This is a genomic window from Massilia paldalensis (assembly GCF_044901715.1).
In the GTDB taxonomy this organism is placed as follows: domain Bacteria; phylum Pseudomonadota; class Gammaproteobacteria; order Burkholderiales; family Burkholderiaceae_D; genus Telluria; species Telluria paldalensis.
Genome location: NZ_JBJCIU010000002.1, coordinates 153271 through 176377, shown reverse-complemented (window position 1 = coordinate 176377; position 23107 = coordinate 153271). Strand labels below are relative to the sequence as shown.

The window sequence follows — 23107 nt, the reverse complement described above, 5'->3', positions numbered from 1 at the left end:
CGGTCCCTCAGATGTTCATCTTGTTGAAAACGACTGCCGGCAGGTGACGGATCACCATCATGATCACGGCCCATTTGCCGGGCGCATACACGACCGGCTTGCCGGCTGCCGAACCATCCACGATCAGGCGCGCCACGTCTTCCACCGGCGCCAGGCCGCGCTGCGGCAGGTGCGCCGTCATCGGCGTGGCCGTCGGACCCGGCTTGACCAGCACCACCTTCAGCGGGCTCTTGCTGCCGGCCAGGCGGTGCTGCAGGCCCTGCACGTAGCGCGTGACGAGCCCCTTGGCGGCGCCGTACACGTAGTTCGAACGGCGCCCGCGGTCGCCGGCGACGGAGCCGATGACGGTGATCACGCCGCCCGCGCCTTCCATGCGACCGGCGAAGGCCTCGGCGAACAGCACCGGCGAGACGCCATTCACGTCGAGCGCCTCGAAGGCCGCGCCGAGGTCGCGCTGGCAAGCTGCCTGGTCGGGCAGCGAGCCATGCGCGATCAGCACCTGTTGCGGCAGGCCTTCCGCCGTGACGGCATCAGCCAGCGCCGCGATGGCGACGGGATCGGAAAAGTCCACCGTGCGCACGTCGACGGTCGAGCGGGGGCTGCGCACGCGCAGGTCGGCGGCGACGCGCTCGAGGCGGCCGGCGTCGCGTCCGACCAGGGTCAGCGCGACCTCGCGGCCGGCAACCCACAGGCGCGCGCAATGCTCGGCTATGGATGAAGTGGCACCGACGATGACGATGCGTGGTAGGGTGTCCGGCATATCAGCTTCCTATCAGACGGCGCGACATCGACGAGCTGATGCCCGGGTCGCGGTATTGCAAGAATTCGGCAAGGCGCGGATAGCCCGATTCGAACAGGTCGCGCGGCATGCGCGCGTCCTTGGCGGAATAGATCCTGCCGCCGGCCGCGCGCACGATGGCGTCCAGGCGCTCGAACAGGGCCGCGGTGCGCTGGCCGCGGTTGGGGAAGTCGAGCGCCAGCGTGACGCCCGGACGGGGAAAACTCATCATGCCCACGTTCTGGCGCGCGCCGAAGGTCTTCAGCACGGCCAGGAAAGAACCCTGCCCGGCCTCCTTGATCGCCGCCAGCATGCCCTGCACGGCCTCGCGCCCGAACTCGCGCGGCACCACGCTCTGGTACTGGTAGAAACCGCGCGGTCCGTACATGCGGTTCCAGTCGTGCAGGTTGTCGAGCGGGTAGGTGTACTGCTCGAAGTGGGCGACGGCGTAGCCGGCCTTGAGGCGGTTGGCCTGGAAGTAGGCCTCGTTAAAGGCGCGCAGCGACAGGCCGTTCACCAGCGACACGGGGGGCACGAACGGCACGCGCTTCGGACGCCGCCCGGACGTTGCCTGGCGGTCGGGAATATCGGCCAGGTTGGCGCGCAAGAACAGGCCGCGCCCGACGCCCGACAGGCAGTCGATCCACGACACGGTCTGTTCCCAGCCGGCCTCGGAGCTGTCGGCCAGGTGGAAGAATTCGTCGAGATTGCGGTAGGGGACCGTGTCGGTGACGAGCCAGGGCCCGGTAACGCGGCGCAGCTGCAGCTCGGCCTCGACGATCACGCCGGTCAGGCCCATGCCGCCGACGGTGGCGGCGAACCACTCCGGTTCGCGGTCCGGGCCGCAGTCGATCACCGTGCCATCAGTGCGCGCGAGCACCAGTCCGCGCACGTGGTCGCCGAAGGTGCCCAGCACGTGGTGGTTCTTGCCGTGGACGTCGTTGGCGATGGCGCCGCCGACCGTGATCATCTGGGTGCCCGGCGTGACAGGCAGCAGCCAGCCGTGCGCGATGCTCATGCGCTGGATGTCGCGCAGCAGCGCGCCCGCCTCGCAGCGCAGGCGGCCGCTGTCCGGATCGAAGGCGATGAAGCGGTCCATGCCCGTCATGCGCCACAGGCGCCCGCCCGGGTTCAGGCAGACGTCCCCATAGCTGCGTGCATTGCCCTGGGCCAGTCCGCTGCCGTCGCGAGCGATCCGCATTGCCGCCTGGGCGCGATCGGCCAGGGCCACCAGCTCATGATCGTTGCTGTCCAGCCGGCCCCACGACGATACGCCTACCATGGCCACCCTAGCGCGCCGACGAGCATGACGGCGGCAAATGCGAGTCCGGCCAGCTGGCTGGCGCGATCCTTGACGGCGAAAACGACGGGATCGTCGTGCATATTGCCGCGATGCGCCTGCATCCAGATCCAGCTGATCCAGAACAGCAGCACGGGGACGGCGCCCCACACGGCTTCCGGCCAGCGGTACAGCATCAGGACGTTATCGCTGTTCAGGTACAGCGCCAGCACCACGGCCGACGCGTAGCCGGCGGTCACGCCCAGGTTCAGCACCAGCGGCTCGTCGGTCGTGTAGTAGCCGCGGCCATGTACCTTGCTCTTGCCGGACAGCGCCTGGCTCTGCAGCTCCGCATAGCGCTTCACGAAGGCCAGGGAAAGGAACAGGAACACGGAGAATGCCAGCAGCCAGAACGACAGCGGCATCGACAGCGCTGCCGCGCCGGCCGTGATGCGCAGCGTGTACAGCATCGCCAACGTGATGCAGTCGAGCAGGATCACACGCTTCAATCCCCAGGAATACACGCAGGTCAGTGCGAAATAGAACAGCAGCCAAGGCAGGAAGGTTCCGCCGACCAGGGCGCCCAGCGCCAGGCTGGCGGCGAACAGTAGCGGCGCCAGCAGCGCACCCTGCCAGGCCGGCACCGCGCCCGAGGCGAACGGACGCAGGCGCTTGCGCGGGTGCGCGCGGTCGCTTTCCAGGTCGAGCAGGTCATTGGCGATGTACACGGTCGATGCGCACAGGCTGAACGAGACGAACGCCAGCGCCAGCGTCAGCCAGCCGTCGATGTCGGCCAGCTGGTGCGCCGCCAGCAGAGGCATGAACAGCAGCAGGTTCTTCATCCACTGGTGAACGCGCAACACCTTGCGCCAGGCGGCGAAGCCGCGCCGCTGCGGCGGGAACTCGCGTTCCACGCCGCACAGCGCCTCGGCCTTGCCGGCCAGGCCGCGCGCGCCATTCACGACGACGGCCTTGCGAGCGCGGCGCCACACCTTGAGGTCGGCGCTGGAATTTCCGACGTAGTCAAAGCCGCCATGGCCGTACTGGCGCGCGAGCGCCTCGGCCTTGTTGTCGCCGGCCAGGTTGATGCTGCCGTCGCTGGCCAGCACGTCGTCGAACACGCCGAGGTGTTCGGCAACCGCCTCGGCAATGGCGCGGTCGGACGCCGTGCACAGCACGATGCGGCGGCCATTGGCACGCTCTTCCTTGAGCCAGTCCAGCAATTTTTCGTTGTACGGCAGTAGCGAGGCATCGAAGCTGCTGCGGCTGGCCAGCTGGCTCTTCAGCACGGCCTTGCCGCGCATCAGCCATAGCGGAATGCGCAGCGCATCCAGCGGACGGTCGCGCGTCACCCGCAGTGCGGATTCGTGCAGCATGTCGGTATGAATCAACGTGCCGTCGAGGTCGACGATCAGGGGTGCCGTATTCAAGGTAGCTTCCTGCGGAAACACTGAAGCAGCAGACTGCAGAGCCTGCCCCGACAATGTAAAATATTTAATAGCAAAACTTCAGTATTATACCTGAGCAATACTGTCATTTTGTTGATTTCATCCGCAATCGATGCCCACATTTGTTAGTATGTGTCATCGTTTCTCCGTCGCGGGAGTGGCAACGGCGCGCCGTTGCCGGCACCTCAAAGCAGAACCAGGTTGTCCCGGTGTACCAGTTCGGGCGCCTCGACGTAGCCGAGGATGCCTTCGATCTCGCTGGAGGCGTGGCGCATGATGCGCCGGGTTTCGCTGCTGGAGTAGTTGGTCAGGCCGCGCGCGATCTCGCGGCCATCCTCGGTAAGGCAGGCGACCAGGGCGCCGCGGCCGAATTCGCCGCCGACCGTGACGACGCCGATCGGCAGCAGGGACTTGCCCTCGTGCTGCAGCTTGTGCACGGCGCCGGCGTCGAGCACGAGCTCGCCGGCCGTGTGCAGGTGGTCGTGCATCCACTGGCGGCGCGCTGTCAGGCGCGCGGTGGCGGCCAGCAGCTGGGTGCCAATCGCTTCGCCGTGCGCCATGCGCACCAGCACGTCGTCCTCGCGGCCCCAGGCGATGGCCGTGTGCGCGCCGGAGCGGGCCGCGCGCTTGGCGGCCAGCACCTTGGTCAGCATGCCGCCGCGCCCGATGCTGCTGCCGGCGCCGCCGGCCATCGCTTCCAGCGCCGCGTCGCCGGCCTGGGCTTGCTGGATCAGCGTCGCGGCCGGGTCCTTGCGCGGGTCGGCCGAATACAGGCCCTTCTGGTCGGTCAGGATGACGAGGGCATCGGCCTCGATGAGGTTGGCGACGAGGGCGCCCAGCGTGTCGTTGTCGCCGAACTTGATCTCGTCGGTGACGACCGTGTCGTTCTCGTTGATGATCGGGACGACGTCCAGGCGCAGCAGCGTCGTGAGCGTCGAGCGCGCGTTCAGGTAGCGTTCGCGGTCGGCCAGGTCGGCGTGCGTGAGCAGCACCTGGGCGGTGCGGATGCCGTGGCTGGCGAAGCTCGTCTCGTAGATCTGCGCCAGGCCCATCTGGCCGCAGGCGGCGCAGGCCTGCAGTTCGTGGATATCGGTGGGGCGCACGGCAAAGCCGAGGCGCAGCATGCCTTCGGCGATGGCGCCGGACGACACGAGCACGACTTCCTTGCCCAGCTTGCGCAGCGCGGCGATCTGGGCGGCCCATTTCGCGATGGCCGCATGGTCGAGGCCACGGCCTTCATTGGTGACGAGGGAGGAGCCGACCTTGACGATGATGCGGCTGGCCTGCTGGAGGATGGAGCGGATGGCGGTGTCGGCGTGTGCGGTCATGGCGAAATCATTGCAGGAGCGGGCGCCCCGGCGGGCGCAACGCCAGCAGCGCCAGGCCGACCAGCAATTCGATCCCGCAGATGGCTAACAATACGCCCTGGGGCAGGCCGATGGCAAAGGCTGCGGCGAAGCGGCCGAGCGGCTGCGCCAGGATGAACAGTGCGGTGAGGTCGCCGAGGATGGGCTGGTCGCCCCGCCTCGCAGCCAGCAGAGCGAGCACCGCGGTGGCGAGGCGCACTCCGACATAGATGGCGTAGAACTGGCTGTAGCCGTTCACGCCGACGAGGAACAGTCCGAACCGCTCCGCGATCCGGTCCGGATCGAGCAGCGCCGACAGCGCGGCCAGCGAGCTGACGGTGGCCGTCGCCTGCAGCAGCTGGCTGCGCAGGCGGTAGCGGGTAGCGGGACTATTCTTCATGTGGTGCCTCGAAAAACCGTAGCGAGCGGCCGCAGTGTTGGCCGAGAAGCGCAGCTGTACGGATGTACAGCGAGCATCGCAGGCCGACAATGCAACGCGCAGTAGATTTTTCGACGCGCCATTAATCTTCGATGATCTTGAAGCGTGGATCGTCGGGGTCGATGGACGAGATGCCGCGCGCTTCTTCCGTCATCTGCGTTTCTTCGGAGCGCTGCTCGACGTGGCGCTCCTTCTCCAGGTGCTGGTAGATCGCGTGCACCAGGTCTTCGCAACCTTCGCGGTTCAGGGCCGAGATCTCGAACACGGGGCCCTTCCAGGCCATCTTCTTGACGAAGTCCTTGACCAGCTTCTTGCGCTCGTCTTCCGGCACGACGTCCAGCTTGTTCAGCACCAGCCAGCGCGGCTTGTTGACCAGTTCCGCGTCGTACTTCTCGAGTTCCTTGACGAGGGCCTTGGTTTCCTTGACCGGGTCGGTCTTGCCATCCATCGGCGCGATGTCGACGATGTGCAGCAGCAGGCCCGTGCGGCTCAGGTGGCGCAGGAACTGGTGGCCGAGGCCCGCGCCTTCGGCGGCGCCCTCGATCAGGCCCGGGATGTCCGCGATCACGAAGCTCTTCGCGTGCGAGACGCGCACCACGCCGAGGTTCGGGTGCAGGGTCGTGAACGGATAGTCGGCGATCTTCGGGCGCGCGTTCGACACGGCCGTGATGAAGGTCGACTTGCCGGCGTTCGGCATGCCCAGCAGGCCCACGTCGGCCAGCACCTTCAGTTCCAGGCGCAGGGAACGGCGTTCGCCTTCCTTGCCCTCGGTCTTCTGGCGCGGCGCGCGGTTGGTCGAGGTCTTGAAGTGGATATTGCCCCAGCCGCCCTCGCCGCCCTTGGCCAGCAGTTCGACCTGCTCGTGCTCGGTCAGGTCGGCGATGATCTCGCCATTGTTATCGTCGATGATCAGGGTGCCGACCGGCATGCGCAGGTAGACGTCCTCGGCGCCCTTGCCGTAGCAGTCGGAGCCGCGGCCCGGCTCGCCGTTACGCGCCGTGTGCACCTTGGAGAAGCGGAAGTCGACCAGCGTGTTGACGTTGCGGTCGGCGATCGCCCAGATCGAGCCGCCACGGCCGCCGTCGCCGCCGTCGGGGCCGCCGAACGGACGGAACTTCTCGCGGCGGAATGAGGCGCAGCCGTTGCCGCCATCGCCGCCGATGACTTCGATGCGTGCTTCGTCGATAAACTTCATGATGAGACCACTGGGAAAAGTGGGCGTTGGACGCCCAAAAAATTAAAAGGCCCTACCGATGGCAGAGCCTTTCGATTGAAGGCTTGCGCCTTGCAAAGATTGCGCCGCCCGGGGCGGCGCGTGCATGCTCAATTAAGCAGCAGCTGCTTCGGCAGCGATGACGGTCACGTACTGCTTCGAACCGACGCCTTGCTTGATGAACTTGACGGTGCCGTTGACCAGGGCGAACAGGGTGTGATCCTTGCCCAGGCCGACGTTGGTACCCGGACGGATCGTGGTACCGCGCTGGCGCATGATGATGCCGCCGGCGTTGATCGACTGGCCGCCGTAGACTTTCACGCCGAGGCGTTTGCTTTCTGAGTCACGGCCGTTTCGCGTAGTGCCGCCGCCTTTTTTGTGTGCCATTTCAAATGCTCCTTGTTATGACTGAAGAGGGACGCGCGGCAATTAGCCGTTGATCGCAACCACTTGGATTTCGGTGTAGTTCTGGCGATGGCCTTGACGCTTCTGGTAGTGCTTACGACGACGCATCTTGAAGATACGCACTTTGTCGTGACGACCGTGCGACACAACAGTCACGCGAACCGAAGCACCTTCCACCAGCGGAGCACCAAACTTGATGCTCTCGCCCTCGCCGACGGCGAGAACCTGATCGATAGTGAGTTCGGAACCAATGTCTGCCGGTATCTGTTCTACTTTGAGTTTTTCGCCAGCGACAACTTTGTATTGCTTGCCACCGGTTTTTATGACCGCGTACATGATTGAAACCTCATTAATTGTTGATAAATATTCCCGCGAATCCAGCGAAGTGGACAGCCAGGAGTTCGGGGAACAGACGATTATACATAAATTGGCGCGCTGCGTCAAAACCCTTGCGCCTGTCGCCCGCTGTCCCGGGAATGCCCCGGACCGCCCTGGCAGCCCCAGGAAAGTCGGTGGGACGGCTTCTGCTTGCATGTCGTATAATCACGACTCAACAAAATCCATCCGCATCCAACGTCAAGCAGGTCCGCCTTGTCCGCCGCCACCCACAACGTCCAACAGAATCCCCTCACCCGCACGATCGCAGCCGACATGGAGGCCGTGAACACGGTGATCCGCCAGCGCCTGCAGTCCGAAGTCGCGCTGGTGAACCAGATCGCCGAATACATCATCAGCGCCGGCGGCAAGCGGATCCGTCCTGTGCTGGTGCTGCTGCTGGCGAACGCCTACGGCTACAAGGGCGAAGGCCACCACGAACTGGCGGCCGTGGTCGAATTCATCCACACGGCCACGCTGCTGCACGACGACGTCGTCGACGAATCCTCGATGCGGCGCGGCCGCCAGACGGCGAATGCCATGTTCGGCAACGCGGCCTCGGTGCTGGTGGGCGACTACCTGTACTCGCGCTCGTTCGAGATGATGACCAGCCTGAACGACATGCGCGTGATGCAGATCCTGTCGCGCGCCACCACCGTCATCGCCGAGGGCGAGGTCCTGCAGCTGCTGAACATGCACGACCCGGACGTGACCCAGGAAAGCTATCTGCGCGTGATCCGCTCGAAGACGGCCAAGCTGTTCGAGGCGGCCGCCCAGCTGGGCGCCCTGGTCGCCGGCGCCGACGACGCCCGGATCGAGGCGGCCGGCGAATACGGCCGCTCGCTGGGCACCGCGTTCCAGCTCATCGACGACGTGCTCGACTATGCCGGCGACGCCACCGAGATCGGCAAGAACGTGGGCGACGACCTGCGCGAAGGCAAGCCGACGCTGCCCCTGATCTATGTGATGGAAAACGGCTCGCCCGAGCAGCGCGAACTGATCCGCAGCTGCATCGAACAGGGCGACGAGACCCATTTCGACGCCGTGCTGGCCGCCGTCACCTCCAGCGGCGCCCTCGATTTCACGCGCCGCGAGGCCGAAGCCGCCGCGCGCCGCGCCGCCACGGCGATCGCCGACCTGCCGGATACCGACTACAAGCAGGCCCTGCTCCAGCTCTGCAGCTTCGCTGTTGACAGGAACCATTGAGGCAACTATAGTAATGCCTTCCCGAGATTTCGGTAACGATGTCTCGAACAGTCGGGGTGTAGCTTAGCCCGGTAGAGCGCTACGTTCGGGACGTAGAGGCCGGAGGTTCGAATCCTCTCACCCCGACCACTCAGTTTCTTGTTTTATCTTGTTTGCAGCATCCAAAGCGACACTCCTCGGGTTAGCAGCTGCTTCAAAGCATTACCACCGTCGGGGTGTAGCTTAGCCCGGTAGAGCGCTACGTTCGGGACGTAGAGGCCGGAGGTTCGAATCCTCTCACCCCGACCACAGAATTCATGAAAAACAGCGGACCATGCGTCCGCTGTTTTTTTTCGTGCACGGCTGCTTGCGTCCGAGTCTCATGCGTCCGGATTTCATGCGTCCGGATCGCCGCCCTTCCCCACCATCTGCAGCAGCAAGGTGCCATCGCTTTTCCGCGCGACGACGGCAAGCCCGCTCTTCAGCACCAGCACCTTGACGGGTTCGCCGACGACGCCGCTGACGATCGTCTCCGCGCCCGTCCGCCGGTCGATGGCCGTGAGCACGGCGGGCGTCCCGGGGTCGCTGCATTCCGTGCGGACCGCGTACACGGTCGCGGCATCGGCCCCGATGTCGGCGGTCCAGCAGAACGTGCCCCGCAGCTGCACGCCCTCCCTGGCCTTGCCGTCGGCGCCGATCGCCGCCAGCTGCGTCGTCTTGCCGTCATTGCCCAGCATGACGATGTCGTTGGCCGACGAAATCGCCGCCCTTACGCCATTGCTCTTGAGCTTGATGGGGCGCTCGCTGAAGCGGTACTTCCCGCCGACGATCTTCGATGCGGCATGGTCGTCCGTGTTCGCCCCTTCCGGCTGCGATGCAGGCAGAAAATTTCCAGCCACATATAAGGTATTCCCGGCCAGCCGCGCGGCCGATCCCTGCTCGTAGGCGCCGGTAGGCAACCGGGTGACGGACGCCCCCTGCAAGCCGGGATCGAGCCTGGCGAAGAAGATCGCGTTGGATGCCGTCTTCGCCGCGACGTCGCGCGCCGCCCCGGCCACGGTGACGCCGCCCGCGTCGGCGTCGATGGCGTAGACGGTGGAGCGCGAGGCGTCCGTGTCGATCTCCTTCGACCCCAGCAGAGCGCCCTGGTCGTCGAAGCGGTAGGCGTGGACCGTCATCTCCCGCGTGGCGGGCCCGGCGCCAGGGACCACTTCCGCGCCGAGGAGAAGGGTTTTCCCGTCCGCATGGCAAGCCTTGAAGGCGACCCGGTGGGCGCCGTCCGGCGGTTCGACCGTCCGTTCCCAGACCATCCGGCTGGCGGCCGGGTCGAACAGCATGACGACGCCGCGCTCGGGGTCGCTCGCGCGCCGCCCGACGGCCACGCCGACGATGCACAGCTTGCCGTCGTCCGTCTCGCTGAGCTGCGCGATCACCGTGTCCACGCCCGGCTTGGTCAGTACCACGGGCGCGGCGCGGGCCGGCACGGCGCAGGCCCAGCCGGACAGGACAGCGGACAGGACCATGGAGGCGGCAACGAGACGGGGTTTCATCGCATCGGATTCCCAGGATGGCATGGACGCCATCATGCCACGCACGTCCGCGCGGTGGCGAACCGCACAGCGGGCCGGTGACCGTGGCCCGGGCGCGACGAATACCCCGTCATCCCACCGGCTGCGCCACCAAGCCTGCGTCCTGGATGCGCGAACGCAAACGCGACGGGACCTCACCCACTAGCATCGACTCACATGGCGCCTGATGAAGTTCATCAACACTTGCCGACGAGATCGGTGGAGATGCTTTCTTCAAATCAATCCTTGTGCCGCTGAGCGCGTGGAATCGCGACGTCGTCCATCCGGCGCAGGTCCTCCGGCGAGGCCTTCCATGTGCGACCGATTCGTCACCTTCCTCCTCATTGCGCGCTGGGCCAGCGCCATCATGGCGCTGCTGTACCACATCCGGTTCCTCGTGTTCGTCGACTACGGCGACGTGCACGACAAGACCGGCCTGGCGAAGGCCTTCTATTTCCTCACCGGCCTCGGCCACGAGGCGTTCGCCGTGTTCTTCGTCGTCGACGGCATCCTGGCCGGACTGGTCCTGCGCGCGCACCGGTCGGGTTTCCCGGCCGAGGGCGTCGTCCGTGGCGCCGTGACGCGCTACGCAGTCGCGCTGTACCGCATCCTGCTGCCCGCGCTGGCGCTGGGCGCCGCCTGCGACGTCGCGGGCAGCAGCTGGTTCGACGCCACGGGGCTGTACACGAACTTCCCCGCATTCAGCACGCTGACACTGAGCCATGCCGCGCTGCTGGGCAATGCGCTCATGCTGCAGCCGGTCCTCGTGCCCACGTTCGGCAGCAACGGCATGCTGTACCTGCTGTCCTGGCTGTTCTGGAGCTTCGTCCTGCTCGTGCTGCTGCGCATCTCGGGTATCGCGCGGCCGCTGCTGCTGACGGCCATCGTCGTCGTGCTGCCCTGGGAGTTCCTGGCGTGGGCGGCGACGTGGGTGGCGGGCGTCGCCGTGGTGGCGCTCGGGACGGTCAGCAGATGGCGCCCGGCGCCGGCCCTGGGGGCGGCCCTGCTCGTCGCCGCACTGCTGCTGTCGCGCCTGGCGGGCGCCGACACCGGTCTGGTGCCGCAACCGGTCGGCACATGGCTTGCCGGCAGCACCTACCTGCTGGTGGGCCTGGCCTTCGTCGTCCTCGCCTGGTCGCTGTATCCGGACCCCGGCGGCACCAGCCACGAAGGCGTGCGCGCCGCCGTGCTGGGCATGGCCGACAGCCCGTCCGGACAGGCCGCCGCGTTCTCCTTCTTCGGCCACTTTCCCGTGATGATGTTACTTACCGGAATCGGCGCCACGCTGCTCGACGCGCCGCTGATGCAGCAGCCGACGCCATTCGCCGGCGCCGCCTTCGCCAGCCTTGCCGTCCTGTGCCTGGGCATCACGGCGCTCGTCGGGCGGACCATCGCGCCCGGCGTCGGCTCGACGGTGCGCCGCCGTCCGGGCATGAGCGTCTAGAATCGGCTGCACGACCGTCGCGGCCGGATTTCCCGGCCGCGGTCGCGCGCCTCGGGAGGTCCATCCATGCTCGACACCATCGGCACGCCCACGCTCTACCTTTCGTTCACGGTCCTCGTCGCCCTGCTGCTCGCCGTCGATTTCTTCGTCCTCAAGCACGAGGGCGAACACAAGGTGAGCACGCGCGAGGCGGCCATGTGGTCGGTCATCTGGATCTCGATCGCGCTGGCGTTCGGCGGCTGGCTGTGGTGGTACCTGGACGGCACGCTGGGACCGGAGATCGCGAAGGCGAAGGCGCTCGAATACCTGACCGGCTACCTGATCGAGAAATCGCTGGCGGTCGACAATGTGTTCGTCTGGATCACGCTGTTCAACTTCTTCGCCGTGCCGGCGATGTTCCAGAAGCGCGTGCTGCTGTACGGCGTGCTGGGGGCGATCGTGCTGCGCGCGGTGCTGATCTACGTGGGCGCCCTGCTGCTGGCGCAATTCCACTGGATCCTCTACATCTTCGGCCTGTTCCTGCTCTACACGGGGGTGCAGATGCTGATCGTCTCCGACCAGGAACCCGACCTGGCCAACAACCGCGTGCTGCGCTGGATGCGCGGCCACATGAAGATCACGGACGAGTACCACGGCCACAGCTTCTTCACGTTCAAGAACGGCGTGCGCTACGCCACCCCGCTGTTCGTCGTGCTGGTGCTGGTGGAGGTCACCGACGTCATCTTCGCCGTCGATTCGATCCCCGCCATCTTCGCCGTCACGGGCGACCCGTTCATCGTGTTCACGTCGAACATCTTCGCCATCCTGGGCCTGCGCGCCATGTACTTCCTGCTGGCCGACATGGCGCAGCGCTTCCACCTGCTGAAGTACGGGCTCGCCTTCATCCTCGTCTTCATCGGCGCCAAGATGCTGCTGCTGGACATCTACAAGATCCCGACCGGGATCGCGCTGGGCGTGGTCGGGCTGATCCTGCTGGTGTCGGTGCTGGCGAGCCTGATGCGTCCCCCGCCGGCACCGAAACCCTGAATGTCAGGTGGCCGAGGCGGCCCTGACCCGCACCGCCAGGGCGGCCAGCGCGGCGGCCACGGCCAGCAGCACGACGCCGTTCCAGCCCCAGGCGGCCAGCGCCTGGGCGCCGAGGGCGCCGCCCGTGGCCATGCCGACGAACACGCTCGTCATCAGGATCGCATTCAGGCGGCTGCGCGACTCCGGGGCAATGCCGAACACGATGGTCTGGTGCGCGATCAGGCTCGCCTGCACGCCCAGGTCGAAGCCGATGGTGGCCAGCGCCAGCAGCGCCAGCTGCAACGGGGTGGACAGGGCCGGCATGGCGAACATGATGGCGAACGAGCCCACGGTCACGATGGCGGCGACGCGCGTCACCCATTCGGCGCCGCGGCGATCGGCCAGCCGTCCGGCGAACGGCGCGGCCAGGGCGGCCACGGCGCCGGCCAAGCCGAACGAGCCCGCCGCGGCCGAGCCGAGGTGGAACGGGGCGCCGTGCAGCATCACGGCCAGCGTCGACCAGAATGCCGAGAAACCGACCGACAGCAGGCCCTGGGCCAGCGCGGCCAGGCGCAGCTTGCGGTGCTGGCGCCACAGGGCGGCGAGCGATTGCAGCAGGGCCGGATAGCTCACCTGGCTGGTCGGCGCGAAATGGGGCAGGAAGCGTGCCATCACGCCGGCCATCGCGACGACGCCGATCGACGCCGCCACGAACACGGCGCGCCAGCCCCAGTGCTCGGCGACGAAGCCGCTGACGACGCGCGACAGCAGGATGCCCAGCAACAGGCCCGTCATCACGGTGCCGACGGCCTTGCCGCGGTGTTCGGGCTGGGCCAGCGTCGCGGCGGCCGGGACGATGTCCTGGGCCACGGTGGCGAACAGGCCGACCAGCAGGCTGGCGCCCAGCAGCACGCCCAGCGTCGGCGCGAAGCCCGTCAGCAGCAGCGCGGCGGCCAGCACCAGCGCCTTGGCGACGATGATGTTACGGCGATCGAAGCGGTCGCCCAGCGGCGCCAGCAGCAACAGGCCCAGCGCATAGCCGAACTGGGTCAGCGTCGGGATCCAGCCGACGGCGCGCGGGTCGGCGTTCAGGTCGCCGGCCAGCACGCCCAGCGTCGGCTGGCTGTAGTACAGCGCGGCGACGGACAGGCCGGTGCCCGCCGCGAGCAGGAAAGTCAGGGGGCCGGACAGGGTCGCCTGCCGCGGCATGGTGGTGGTGGTGGTGTTCATTGCTGCACTCCTTCTTGTTCGATGGGATGCATTATGCGCAGCCATGCTGCAACGCGGTAGCCACATGGGCGGCAGAACTGTTATACGATGGACGTATGAACGCAGACAATCCTCCTGGAATATCATCCGCCGACCGTATGATGCTGGTCGAGACCTTCGTCCGCATCGTCGATGCCGGCAGCCTGTCGGCGGCGGCGCGCCTGCTCGAGACGACGCAGCCGACCGTCAGCCGGCGCCTGAAGGCGCTGGAAAAATCGCTGGGCGTGCGCCTGCTGCAGCGTTCCACCCACGCGATGAAGCTGACCGACGACGGCATGCGCTGCTATGCACGGGCCAAGGAATTGCTGGCCGGCTGGCAGGAATTCGAGAGCGAGATCCGCGGCGCCGGCGACGAGCCGGTGGGCCTGCTGCGGGTGATCGCCCCGCACGCCTTCGGCCAGCAGCAGCTGGTCGCGCCGCTGGCCGAGTACCTGAAGCGCTATCCGCGCATGACGGTCGAATGGACGCTGCACGACCGCGTGCCCGACCTGATCGGCCAGGGCATCGACTGCGTGATCCGCGTGGGAGAAGATCCGCCACCGGACATGGTGGCGCTGCGCCTGGGCGACGTGCCGCGCATCGTGGTGGCCGCGCCCGGCCTGCTCGAGGGTATGCCCGTGCCCGACCACCCGGACGCGCTGCCCGCCCTGCCCTGGATCTCGGCCAGCAATTTTTACCGCGACCAGGTGACGCTGACCCATGCGCAGGACGGACGCTCGACGCAGCTGGCGATCCGTCCGCGCCTGTACACGGACAATCTGTACGCGCTGCGCAACGCCGCCGTGATGGGTGTCGGCGTGGCGCTCGGTTCGTCGTGGGCGCTGCGCGAGGAGCTGGACAGCGGCCGCCTGGTGCAGCTGGTGCCGCAGTGGCAGGCGGCGCCGCTGCCGATCTGGCTGATCTACCCGCCGGCCCGCTTCTACCCGGCGCGCCTGCGCCGCTTCATCGACATCATGCGCGTGGCGGTGCCGCAGGCGTTCGGCATCGCCCCGCTGGACTAGACTTCCGCCGCCTGCGCCGCGGCCAGCAGCGCGCGGATCTCGGGCACGCAGGAACCGCAATTGCCGCCGGCCTTCGTGCACGCGGTGACGGCGGCGGCGTCGCGGCAGCCGTGCTGGCGGATCGCGATCTCGATCGTCTTCTTCCCCACGCCGAAGCAGGAGCACACGGTCGGTCCCGGATCCGCGCCGGCCGTCTTCGCGCGGCCCGACAACAGGGCCAGGCGGTCGGCCTGCGCGAGCGTCTCCTGCGCGAACAGCGAGGCCAGCCAGGCCCGTGCCGGCAGGTCCTGGCGCTGCGAGACGAACAGGCAGGCCTGGATCCTTCCGTCGACCAGGTGGGCCGCGCGCACCACGCCGCCGCTCTTGTCCTCGACCTCGATCCAGTCGGCGTCCTCGTCGTCCCCGCGCACGCCCAGCAGCGCGCGCGTCCAGTCGGCCGCCTGGGAGAACGGCAGCCGTCCCGCCAGCTCGTAGCGGACGAAGCCCGCGCCCTGGATGCGGGTCCAGTGTGCCGCTTCCTGCAGCGGCAGTTCCGCGCGGCTCAGGATGAAGCCGTACCAGGCCACGCCGAACGGTTCGATGCGCACGGGCGTGTGCTTGAATTCCGGCTCGCCAGAGACGGGATCGACGGCGGGATTCACGACGGTGCCCACGCGCGCGTCGGACGCCGTCTGCGCGCTCCAGTGGATGGGCATGAAGGCGCTGCCGCGGGCGATGCCGCCGCCGTGCTGCACCCGCGCCACCACGGCGCCCCAGCTGCTCGTCACGCGCGCCAGCTCCCCCGCCTTCACGCCGCACAGCAGCGCGTCCTGCGGGTGCAGGTCGACGAACGGTTCCGGCACGTGCTCGGCCAGCCGCGGCGAACGGCCGGTGCGCGTCATCGTGTGCCACTGGTCGCGCACGCGTCCCGTATTCAGCACCAGCGGGAACTCGCCGTCCGGCAGGTACGCGGGCGCGCGCGGCGCCGTCGGCACGAAGCGCGCCTTGCCGTTCGGATGGGCGAAGCGGCCGTCGCCCAGCAGGCGCGCCGTCGACCCGCCCGGCGCACGCACGGGCCACTGCACCGGCGCCAGCGCATCGTAGTCCGCGCGCGTCATGCCGGCCAGGCCGCCGATGTCGAACAGGCGCGGGCGTCCACCATCGGTGCCGTTGCGCCAGGCCGACAGGCGCGCGTGCTCGTCGAAGATCTCGTGCGGCGCCGTGAAGTCGAAGCCCGTGAAACCCATGCGCCGGGCCACGTCGCAGACGATGTCCCAGTCCGCGCGTGCGCTGCCGGGCGCGCTCAGGAAAGCGCGCTGGCGCGAGATGCAGCGCTCGGAATTGGTGACGGTGCCGTCCTTCTCGCCCCAGCCCAGCGCCGGCAGCAGCACGTGGGCCACCCCGTTCGTGTCGGTGCCCGGCACGATGTCGGACGCCACCACCAGCTCGCATCGTTCCAGCGCGCGCCTTGCCTGCGCCGCATCCGGCATGCTGACGAGCGGATTGGTGGCCATGATCCACACGGCCTTGATCCTGCCCTCCTCGATGGCGCGGAACAGGTCGACGGCCTTCAGGCCGGGCTTGTCCGCCATGCGCGGCGAGGCCCAGAAGCCCTGCACGGCGGCACGCTGGTCCGCGTCCTCGATGTCCATGTGCGCGGCCAGCATGTTCGCCAGGCCGCCCACCTCGCGTCCGCCCATCGCGTTCGGCTGGCCCGTCAGCGAGAACGGGCCCATGCCCGGCTTGCCGATGCGGCCCGTGATCAGGTGGCAGTTGATGATGGCATTGACCTTGTCGGCGCCGCTGCTGGACTGGTTCACGCCCATCGTGAAGGCGGTGACGGTCTTCTCCGTCCGCGCGAACAGCGCGTAGAAGCGCTGCAGCAGGGCCGGATCGATGCGGCAGGTCCTGGCCACGTCGAGGATCGTGCCGGCCTTGCCGGCGGCGTCCAGCGCATCGGCCAGGCCCTCCGTGTGGGCGCGGACGAAGCCGGCATCCACGGCCTGCTGGGCCGCGAGATGGGCGAGCAGGCCGTCGAACAGCCACACGTCCGTGCCCGGCTTGATGGGCAGGTGCAGGTCGGCGATGTCGCAGGTGGCCGTGCGGCGCGGGTCGACCACGACCACCTGCATCTGCGGACGCGCTTCCTTGGCGCGCGCGATGCGATGGTACAGCGTCGGGTGGCACCAGGCTGCGTTCGAGCCCACCAGCACCAGCAGGTCCGCGAGCTCCAGGTCCTCGTAGCAGCCGGGCACGATATCCTCGCCGAACGCGCGCTTGTGGCCCGCCACGGCCGAGGACATGCACAGGCGCGAGTTGGTGTCGATGTTGGCGCTGCCGACGTAGCCCTTCATGAACTTGTTGGCGATGTAGTAGTCCTCGGTGAGCAGCTGGCCGGAGACGTACAGCGCCACCGCATCCGGCCCGTGCTCCGCGATGATGCGGGAGAAGCCGCCGGCGACCTTCTCCAGCGCCTCGTCCCAGGACGCCTCGCGCAAGCCATCCGCGCCGCGCAGCATCGGAGACAGCAGCCGGCCCTGCAGGCCGACCGTCTCGCCCAGCGCCGCGCCCTTCACGCACAGGCGGCCCTGGCTGGCCGGATGGAAGGCGTCGCCGGCGATGGACAACGCGCCGTCCTCCCCGACGCGGGCATCGACGCCGCAGCCGACGCCGCAGTACGGGCAGGTGGTCTTGACGGTGGTGGGGATGGCGGACAGCTTCATGCGCAGGACTCCTCGTCAGGCCGCGCTCGCGCAGGCCTGGCCGAACAACAATTGGTCGCGCATCGACGAGATGTCGGTGCGCCGCTGGATCAGGTCGAAATACCAGGGACCGTCGGCGACGTCGCCGACGAGCACGGCGCCCGCCAGGCGGTTGCCGCACACCACGAGGCGCTTGTAGACGCCGCCGCGGCGGTCGCGCAGCACCAGGTCTTCGCTGCCGTCGCCGCCGACGATGTCGCCGGCCGAGTACAGGTCCACGCCCGTCACCTTCAATTTGGTGGCCGTGGCCTGCTGCACGTAGCGGCGGTGGCCGCTGCCCGCCAGGTGGGCGGCGCACACGCACGCCTGGTCCCAGATCGGCGCCACCAGGCCGAAGGTGGCGCGGCGGTGCTGCACGCATTCGCCCACGGCGTACACGCGCGGGTCGTAGGTCTGCAGCGTGTCGTCGACGACGATGGCACGCTCGCAATGCAGGCCGGCGGAGCGCGCCAGGTCGATGTTCGGGCGCACGCCGGCCGCCATCACGACCAGGTCGGCCGGGATCTCCTCGTCGCCTTCGAACAGCACCGACTGCACCCGTCCCTCACCCGCGATCTCGACGGTCTGGCGATTCAGCAGGATGCGCAGGCCGCGCCGTTCCAGGCTGGCGCGCAGCAGCTCGGCCGCGGGCGGATCGAGCTGCTGGTTCATCAGGCTGCCCGTGACGTGCACGACCGACACGTCCATGCCCCGCCGCAGCAGGCCGTTCGCCGCTTCCAGGCCGAGCAGGCCGCCGCCGATCACGACGGCCCGTCCGCCCGCCCGCGCCGCGGCCAGCATCGTGTCGACGTCCTGCAAATCGCGGAAACCGATCACGCCCGGCAGGTCGTGGCCCGGTACGGGCACGATGAAGGGCTTCGATCCCGTCGCGATGAGGAGGCGGTCGTAGGGAACGGCCAGGCCCGACGCCGCGTGCACGGTGCGGCGCTTGCGGTCGATGCGCACGACGGGGTCGCCCGCGTGCAGCGTCACCCCGTGCTCGTCGTACCAGGTGCGGGTGTGCAGCATGATCTCGTCGACCGTCTTCTCGCCGGCCAGCACGGGCGACAGCAGGATGCGGTTGTAGTTACCGTGCGGCTCGGCGCCGAACACGGTGATGCGGTACCTGTCCGGCGCCAGCTTCAACAATTCCTCGACCGTGCGCATGCCGGCCATGCCGTTGCCGATCACGACGAGCGACAGCGACTGGGGCTGGTCCATGATCAGGCTCCTACCCAGACGTGGCCGTCCTCGACGCGCACGGGATAGCTGGCGACGGAGTTGTGCGGCGCCTCGATGCACTCGCCCGTCTGCAGGTCGAAATGCTGCTTGTAGATGGGCGAGGCGACGACGATGCGCTCGCCCAGGCTGCCGACCAGGCCGCGCGACAGCACTGCGGCGTTCGCGTTCGGATCGAAGTTGTCGATGGCGAACAGGCGCGGCGCGGCGTCCCCGACGCGGAACACGGCCACCTGGCGCCCGTCCAGCAGGGCGCACACGCCCGTATCGGGCACGATGTGCTCCAGCGGGCAGACGGGGGTCCACTCCCTGGTCAATGCGATGTCACGGTGCATGGCGTTCTCCTTGTGCTTCTCAAGCGACTGCGATGGGGATGGTGCGGCGGCGTTCCTCGATGGTGGCGGGCCGGATCTGGCCCCGCTCCGGCACGAACACGACGTTGTCGTCCACGGCGTCGCTGTTGACGAAGGTCTGGAAGCGCCGGCGCACGGCCGGGTCCTCGACGGCGTTCTTCCACTCGTCCTCGTAGGTGTCGACGACGCGCTGCATGTCCGCCTCCAGCTCGGCGGCGATGCCCAGCCTGTCGTCGACGACGACCTGCTTCAGGTAATCGAGGCCGTCTTCCAGCTCAGTGTCCAAACCCACGCGCCAGGTGCTGGTGCGCTGCAGGCGGTCCGCGGTGCGCACGTAGAACATCAGGAAGCGGTCGACCAGCCGCACGACCTGCGCCTCGTCCAGGTTCGATGCCAGCAGTTCGGCGTGGCGCGGCTTCATGCCGCCGTTGCCGCACACGTACAGGTTCCAGCCCTTGTCCGTGGCGATCAGGCCGACGTCCTTGCCCTGCGCCTCGGCGCATTCGCGCGTGCAGCCGGACACGCCGAACTTGATCTTGTGCGGCGCGCGCAAGCCTTTATAGCGGTTCTCCAGCGCGATGGCGAAGCCCACCGAATCGCCCACGCCGTAGCGGCACCAGGTCGAGCCCACGCAGGACTTCACCGTGCGCAGCGACTTGCCGTAGGCGTGGCCCGATTCGAAGCCGGCCGCGATCAGCTCTTCCCAGATGGCGGGCAGCTGGTCCACGCGGGCGCCGAACAGGTCGACGCGCTGGCCGCCCGTGACCTTGGTGTACAGGCCGTATTTCTTCGCGACCTGGCCGACGGCGATCAGGCCGTCCGGCGTCACTTCCCCGCCCGGCATGCGCGGTACGACGGAATACGTGCCGTCCTTCTGGATATTGCCGAGGAAGTAGTCGTTCGAATCCTGCAGGCTGGCGTGCTTCGGCTTGAGCACGAAGTCGTTCCAGGTCGAGGCCAGGATGTTGGCGGCGACGGGCTTGCAGATGTCGCAGCCCAGGCCCTTGCCGTGCTTGTGCAGCAGCGTGCCGAAATCCTTGATGCCGCCAACGCGCACGAGGTGGTGCAGTTCCTGGCGCGAATACGGGAAGTGCTCGCACAGGTGGTTGCTGACGGCCAGGCCCGCCTTCTGCATTTCCGCCTTCATGACCTGCGTGACGAGCGGCACGCAGCCGCCGCAGGACGTGCCCGCGTTGGTGCAGGCCTTGATGGCGCCGATGTCGCAGGCGCCGCCCGCCACCGCATCCGCGATCGCGCCCTTGGTGACGGCGTTGCAGGAACAGACCTGGGCCGTGGCCGGCAGCGCGTCGACGCCGATGGCCGGGCGCGCGCCGCCCTCCGCCTGCGGCAGGATCAGGAATTCCGGTGCTTCCGGCAGCGCGATCCCGTTCAGCATCATCTGCAGCAGCGTGCCGTACTCCGCCGCGTCGCCGACCAGCACGGCGCCCAGCAGGCGCTTGCCGCAGTCGGATACGACGATCTTTTTATAGACCTGCTTGCGCTCGTCCGTGTACTGGAAGCTGCGCGCGCCCGGCGCGGTCGCATGCGCGTCGCCGATCGAGGCCACGTCCACGCCCATCAGCTTCAGCTTGGTGCTCATGTCGGCGCCGGCGAAGGTTCCCGCCTGTCCCAGCAAGGCCCTGGCGACGGTACGCGCCATGTCGTAGCCCGGCGCGACGAGGCCGAAGGTCTGGCCGTTCCAGGCGGCGCATTCGCCGATGGCGTAGACGTTCGCATCCGAGGTCAGGCAGGCATCGTCGATGGCGATGCCGCCACGCGGGCCGATGGCCAGGCCGCAGGCGCGCGCCAGCTCGTCGCGCGGGCGGATGCCGGCCGAGAACACGATCATGTCCGTCTCGAGAACGCTGCCGTCGGCGAACTCCATGCGGTGCGTGGCGGTCTCGCCGTCGACGATGCGCAGCGTGTTCTTCTGCGTGTGCACGGTGACGCCCAGTTCCTCGATCTTGGTGCGCAGCATGCGGCCGCCCGCGTCGTCGACCTGCACGGCCATCAGGCGCGGCGCGAACTCGACGACGTGGGTGTCGAGCCGCATGTCGCGCAGCGCCTTCGCGCATTCGAGGCCCAGCAGGCCGCCGCCGACGACGACGCCGGACTTGCCGCGGGCGCCGCATTCCAGCATCGCTTCCAGGTCCTCGATGGTGCGGTAGACGAAGCAGTCCTTGCGCTCGCGCCCCGGCACGGGCGGCACGAACGGGGTCGAGCCGGTGGCGAAGACGAGCTTGTCGTAGTCCAGCACGGATCCGTCGGCCAGCGTCACGGTGCGCGCGGCGCGGTCGACCGCCACGGCCCGGGCATCGAGTTTCAGGTCGATGCGGCCGGCGTGCTCGTCGAAGAAGCCGGGCGCGACCAGCGACAGTGCATCGGCCGTCGTGCCGGAAAAGAACGAGGACAGGTGCACGCGGTCGTAGGCCGGGCGCGCTTCCTCGCACAGGACGGTGACCTCGACACCGTCCGCCGCTTGCGGATCGGCGAACAGCGTCTCGAGGAATTTATGGCCCACCATGCCGTGGCCGATGACGATCAGTTTCATGCTCGGACTCCTTGTTTGATGCTCACGCCGCCGCAGGGGCCGCGCCTTCGATGGTTGCGAGCTTGAAGCGCACGCCGATGGCGCACAGGGCCGACAGCAGCACGAGGCCGCCCAGGATCAGGAAGGTCTGGCGCACGTCGCCCGTGCCCTTCATGAGGAAGCCCGCCAGCACGGCGCCGACGTTGCCGCCCGCGCCGACGATGCCGGCCACGCCGCCCAGCGCCTTGCGGTTCACGAACGGCACCAGCGCATAGGTGGCGCCGCAGGCCATGTGGGTGCACAGGCCGAAGGCCAGCATCGCGGTGATGGCCAGCGCGGCGCTGGTCGTGTTCGAGAACCACAGCAGGCCCAGGCCCTCGCCCAGCATCAGCACGAACAGCAGCGTGACGCGCGAATTCAGGTCGCCGCGGTTGGCGGCGCGGTCGGACAGCCAGCCGCCCAGCGCGCGGGCGAACAGCGCCAGCAGGCCGAAGCTGCCGGCCGCCATGCCGGCCGCCTTCAGCGACAGGCCGAAGTGGTCGACGTAATAGGTGGCGGCGATGTTGTGGACGAACAGCTCGATGCCGAAGCAGGCGCCGTAGGTGACGAACAGCAGCCAGGCGCGGTAGTTGCCGCAGGCTTCCAGGAAGCTGGCCATGCCGCCCTTGTTGTTCGCTTCGAACGGGATGCCCTTGGCGCGCAGTTCGTCGAAGTTGCCTTCCGGGCAATCCTGGGTCAGCTTCCAGTAGGCGACGGCCGTGACCAGCATCGCCAGGCCCGGCACCAGCAGCGCGACGCGCCAGCCCATCGTCTCGCTCACGCCGAGCATGACGACGGCGCCCATCAGCAGCGGCATCAGGGCTTGGGCCGCGCCGCCGCCGCTATTGCCCCAGCCGGCCGATGCCGCGTTGGCGGTGCCGACCACCTTGGGGCCGAACATCACGGACGTGTGGTACTGGGTGATCACGAAGCTGGCGCCGACCGCGCCGATCCCCAGGCGGAACAGCAGGAAGCTTTCGTAGCTCTGCGCGGCCGCGACGCCCAGCACGGGAATGGCGCCCAGCACCAGCAGGCCCGTATAGGTCTTGCGCGGGCCGAAGCGGTCGCACAGCGGGCCGACCAGCAGGCGCACCAGGATGGTGATGGCGACGGCGGCGATGTTGATGTCGGCGATCTGCGCCATCGACAGGTGGAACTCTCCCTTGATGACGGGCATCAGCGGCGCGCAGGCGAACCAGGCGAAGAAGCACACGAAGAAGGCCACCCAGCTCATGTGGAAGGCGCGCATCTGCGGCGTATTGAAGGAGAAGAGCTTGATGCTGTTTGCTTTGCCCGACATAGTGGTTCCCCTGAAAAAAAGAAAAGGCGTCCGCTGCCTGGCCGCGGCGCGCATGCGGGTGCATGGGCGGGCGGGTGCAGCGGACGCCGTTGTCCTGTGCCGGCCCTTCGTTGGGCCGGCGCTGTGATTCGTTCGGGATCGCCGTTGATCCTTGCAGGGAGTGTTTGCAAG

19 protein-coding genes and 2 tRNA genes are annotated in these 23107 nt (G+C 68.0%); 6 read left to right on the top strand and 15 right to left on the bottom strand.

The features are described from left to right. Window positions 1-7 precede the first annotated feature (7 nt). The 8 genes from ACI1V7_RS10590 to rplU form a co-directional block, all read right to left on the bottom strand. Window positions 8-760, bottom strand: a complete 753-nt coding sequence (locus ACI1V7_RS10590) for an SDR family NAD(P)-dependent oxidoreductase (protein WP_404531723.1) — start codon at window positions 758-760, stop codon at window positions 8-10. Window position 761: 1 nt separating this feature from the next. Further along, on the bottom strand, window positions 762-2060 hold the full coding sequence (locus ACI1V7_RS10585; protein WP_404531722.1) for an FAD-binding oxidoreductase: 1299 nt from the start codon (window positions 2058-2060) through the stop codon (window positions 762-764). Continuing rightward, the gene (locus ACI1V7_RS10580) at window positions 2054-3487 is read right to left on the bottom strand and encodes a UbiA family prenyltransferase (RefSeq protein WP_404531721.1); all 1434 of its coding nucleotides are present in this window, start codon (window positions 3485-3487) and stop codon (window positions 2054-2056) included. Before ACI1V7_RS10580 ends, ACI1V7_RS10585 begins: the two co-directional genes overlap by 7 nt. Window positions 3488-3690: 203 nt before the next feature. Beyond that, a complete protein-coding gene (proB, locus tag ACI1V7_RS10575) occupies window positions 3691-4833 on the bottom strand; it encodes a glutamate 5-kinase (protein ID WP_404531720.1) in 1143 nt (380 codons plus the stop codon). Window positions 4834-4840: 7 nt separating this feature from the next. Beyond that, a complete protein-coding gene (locus ACI1V7_RS10570; RefSeq protein WP_404531719.1) occupies window positions 4841-5251 on the bottom strand; it encodes a hypothetical protein in 411 nt (136 codons plus the stop codon). A gap of 121 nt (window positions 5252-5372) precedes the next feature. After that, window positions 5373-6485, bottom strand: a complete 1113-nt coding sequence (cgtA, locus tag ACI1V7_RS10565; RefSeq protein WP_404531718.1) for an Obg family GTPase CgtA — start codon at window positions 6483-6485, stop codon at window positions 5373-5375. A gap of 132 nt (window positions 6486-6617) precedes the next feature. Beyond that, window positions 6618-6890, bottom strand: a complete 273-nt coding sequence (gene rpmA, locus ACI1V7_RS10560; protein ID WP_290412679.1) for a 50S ribosomal protein L27 — start codon at window positions 6888-6890, stop codon at window positions 6618-6620. Window positions 6891-6932: 42 nt separating this feature from the next. Further along, window positions 6933-7244: a 50S ribosomal protein L21 gene (rplU, locus tag ACI1V7_RS10555; protein ID WP_036230184.1), complete on the bottom strand. Its 312-nt coding sequence runs from the start codon at window positions 7242-7244 to the stop codon at window positions 6933-6935. Window positions 7245-7499: 255 nt separating this feature from the next. Between rplU and ispB the strand changes: the two genes are divergently transcribed. From ispB to ACI1V7_RS10540, 3 genes are all read left to right on the top strand, one after another. Next, window positions 7500-8489, top strand: a complete 990-nt coding sequence (gene ispB / locus ACI1V7_RS10550; protein WP_404531716.1) for an octaprenyl diphosphate synthase — start codon at window positions 7500-7502, stop codon at window positions 8487-8489. A gap of 52 nt (window positions 8490-8541) precedes the next feature. Continuing rightward, window positions 8542-8618 (top strand) — tRNA-Pro (locus ACI1V7_RS10545). 82 nt (window positions 8619-8700) lie between these two features. Further along, a tRNA-Pro gene (locus ACI1V7_RS10540) sits at window positions 8701-8777 on the top strand. 86 nt (window positions 8778-8863) lie between these two features. Here ACI1V7_RS10540 and ACI1V7_RS10535 read toward each other — a convergent pair. Continuing rightward, the gene (locus tag ACI1V7_RS10535) at window positions 8864-10018 is read right to left on the bottom strand and encodes a hypothetical protein (RefSeq protein WP_404531715.1); all 1155 of its coding nucleotides are present in this window, start codon (window positions 10016-10018) and stop codon (window positions 8864-8866) included. A gap of 331 nt (window positions 10019-10349) precedes the next feature. On the opposite strand from ACI1V7_RS10535, the gene ACI1V7_RS10530 reads away from it, so the two are divergent. Continuing rightward, complete coding sequence (locus ACI1V7_RS10530) at window positions 10350-11480, top strand: hypothetical protein (protein ID WP_404531714.1); 1131 nt, start codon at window positions 10350-10352, stop codon at window positions 11478-11480. Between the two features lie 66 nt (window positions 11481-11546). After that, window positions 11547-12506 (top strand): TerC family protein, encoded by a 960-nt coding sequence (locus tag ACI1V7_RS10525; protein ID WP_404531713.1) that lies wholly within the window; start codon window positions 11547-11549, stop codon window positions 12504-12506. Between the two features lie 3 nt (window positions 12507-12509). Here the strand turns inward: ACI1V7_RS10525 and ACI1V7_RS10520 are convergent, their stop codons facing one another. Beyond that, window positions 12510-13715, bottom strand: coding sequence for an MFS transporter (locus tag ACI1V7_RS10520; protein WP_404531712.1), 1206 nt, complete (start codon window positions 13713-13715; stop codon window positions 12510-12512). A gap of 95 nt (window positions 13716-13810) precedes the next feature. Here ACI1V7_RS10520 and ACI1V7_RS10515 point away from each other — a divergent pair, with 95 nt between their 5' ends. Further along, window positions 13811-14755, top strand: coding sequence for a LysR family transcriptional regulator (locus tag ACI1V7_RS10515; protein WP_404531711.1), 945 nt, complete (start codon window positions 13811-13813; stop codon window positions 14753-14755). Here the strand turns inward: ACI1V7_RS10515 and ACI1V7_RS10510 are convergent. Genes ACI1V7_RS10510 through ACI1V7_RS10490 form a run of 5 tightly spaced genes read right to left on the bottom strand, consistent with a single transcriptional unit; the run spans window position 14752 to window position 22936 of the window. After that, entirely contained in the window at window positions 14752-17457 is a 2706-nt protein-coding gene (locus ACI1V7_RS10510) for a molybdopterin-dependent oxidoreductase (protein WP_404531710.1), read from the bottom strand. The genes ACI1V7_RS10515 and ACI1V7_RS10510 overlap by 4 nt on opposite strands. 15 nt (window positions 17458-17472) lie before the next feature. Next, window positions 17473-18696, bottom strand: coding sequence for an NAD(P)/FAD-dependent oxidoreductase (locus tag ACI1V7_RS10505; protein ID WP_404531709.1), 1224 nt, complete (start codon window positions 18694-18696; stop codon window positions 17473-17475). 2 nt (window positions 18697-18698) lie between these two features. Continuing rightward, a complete protein-coding gene (gene nirD, locus ACI1V7_RS10500) occupies window positions 18699-19049 on the bottom strand; it encodes a nitrite reductase small subunit NirD (protein ID WP_404531708.1) in 351 nt (116 codons plus the stop codon). A gap of 19 nt (window positions 19050-19068) precedes the next feature. Continuing rightward, window positions 19069-21618, bottom strand: a complete 2550-nt coding sequence (nirB, locus tag ACI1V7_RS10495; protein ID WP_404531707.1) for a nitrite reductase large subunit NirB — start codon at window positions 21616-21618, stop codon at window positions 19069-19071. A 22-nt stretch (window positions 21619-21640) separates the two neighbouring features. Next, entirely contained in the window at window positions 21641-22936 is a 1296-nt protein-coding gene (locus ACI1V7_RS10490; protein WP_404531706.1) for an MFS transporter, read from the bottom strand. Window positions 22937-23107 lie beyond the last annotated feature (171 nt).

Coding starts and splice junctions, on each gene's coding strand:
- ACI1V7_RS10515 (WP_404531711.1), top strand. CDS start 13,811: ATGAACGCAGACAATCCTCCTGGAATATCATCCGCCGACCGTATGATG.
- ACI1V7_RS10520 (WP_404531712.1), bottom strand. CDS start 13,715: ATGAACACCACCACCACCACCATGCCGCGGCAGGCGACCCTGTCCGGC.
- ACI1V7_RS10530 (WP_404531714.1), top strand. CDS start 10,350: ATGTGCGACCGATTCGTCACCTTCCTCCTCATTGCGCGCTGGGCCAGC.
- ACI1V7_RS10490 (WP_404531706.1), bottom strand. CDS start 22,936: ATGTCGGGCAAAGCAAACAGCATCAAGCTCTTCTCCTTCAATACGCCG.
- ACI1V7_RS10570 (WP_404531719.1), bottom strand. CDS start 5,251: ATGAAGAATAGTCCCGCTACCCGCTACCGCCTGCGCAGCCAGCTGCTG.
- ACI1V7_RS10535 (WP_404531715.1), bottom strand. CDS start 10,018: ATGAAACCCCGTCTCGTTGCCGCCTCCATGGTCCTGTCCGCTGTCCTG.
- nirB (WP_404531707.1), bottom strand. CDS start 21,618: ATGAAACTGATCGTCATCGGCCACGGCATGGTGGGCCATAAATTCCTC.
- rplU (WP_036230184.1), bottom strand. CDS start 7,244: ATGTACGCGGTCATAAAAACCGGTGGCAAGCAATACAAAGTTGTCGCT.
- ACI1V7_RS10505 (WP_404531709.1), bottom strand. CDS start 18,696: ATGGACCAGCCCCAGTCGCTGTCGCTCGTCGTGATCGGCAACGGCATG.
- ACI1V7_RS10585 (WP_404531722.1), bottom strand. CDS start 2,060: ATGGTAGGCGTATCGTCGTGGGGCCGGCTGGACAGCAACGATCATGAG.
- ACI1V7_RS10525 (WP_404531713.1), top strand. CDS start 11,547: ATGCTCGACACCATCGGCACGCCCACGCTCTACCTTTCGTTCACGGTC.
- cgtA (WP_404531718.1), bottom strand. CDS start 6,485: ATGAAGTTTATCGACGAAGCACGCATCGAAGTCATCGGCGGCGATGGC.
- nirD (WP_404531708.1), bottom strand. CDS start 19,049: ATGCACCGTGACATCGCATTGACCAGGGAGTGGACCCCCGTCTGCCCG.
- proB (WP_404531720.1), bottom strand. CDS start 4,833: ATGACCGCACACGCCGACACCGCCATCCGCTCCATCCTCCAGCAGGCC.
- ACI1V7_RS10510 (WP_404531710.1), bottom strand. CDS start 17,457: ATGAAGCTGTCCGCCATCCCCACCACCGTCAAGACCACCTGCCCGTAC.
- ACI1V7_RS10590 (WP_404531723.1), bottom strand. CDS start 760: ATGCCGGACACCCTACCACGCATCGTCATCGTCGGTGCCACTTCATCC.
- rpmA (WP_290412679.1), bottom strand. CDS start 6,890: ATGGCACACAAAAAAGGCGGCGGCACTACGCGAAACGGCCGTGACTCA.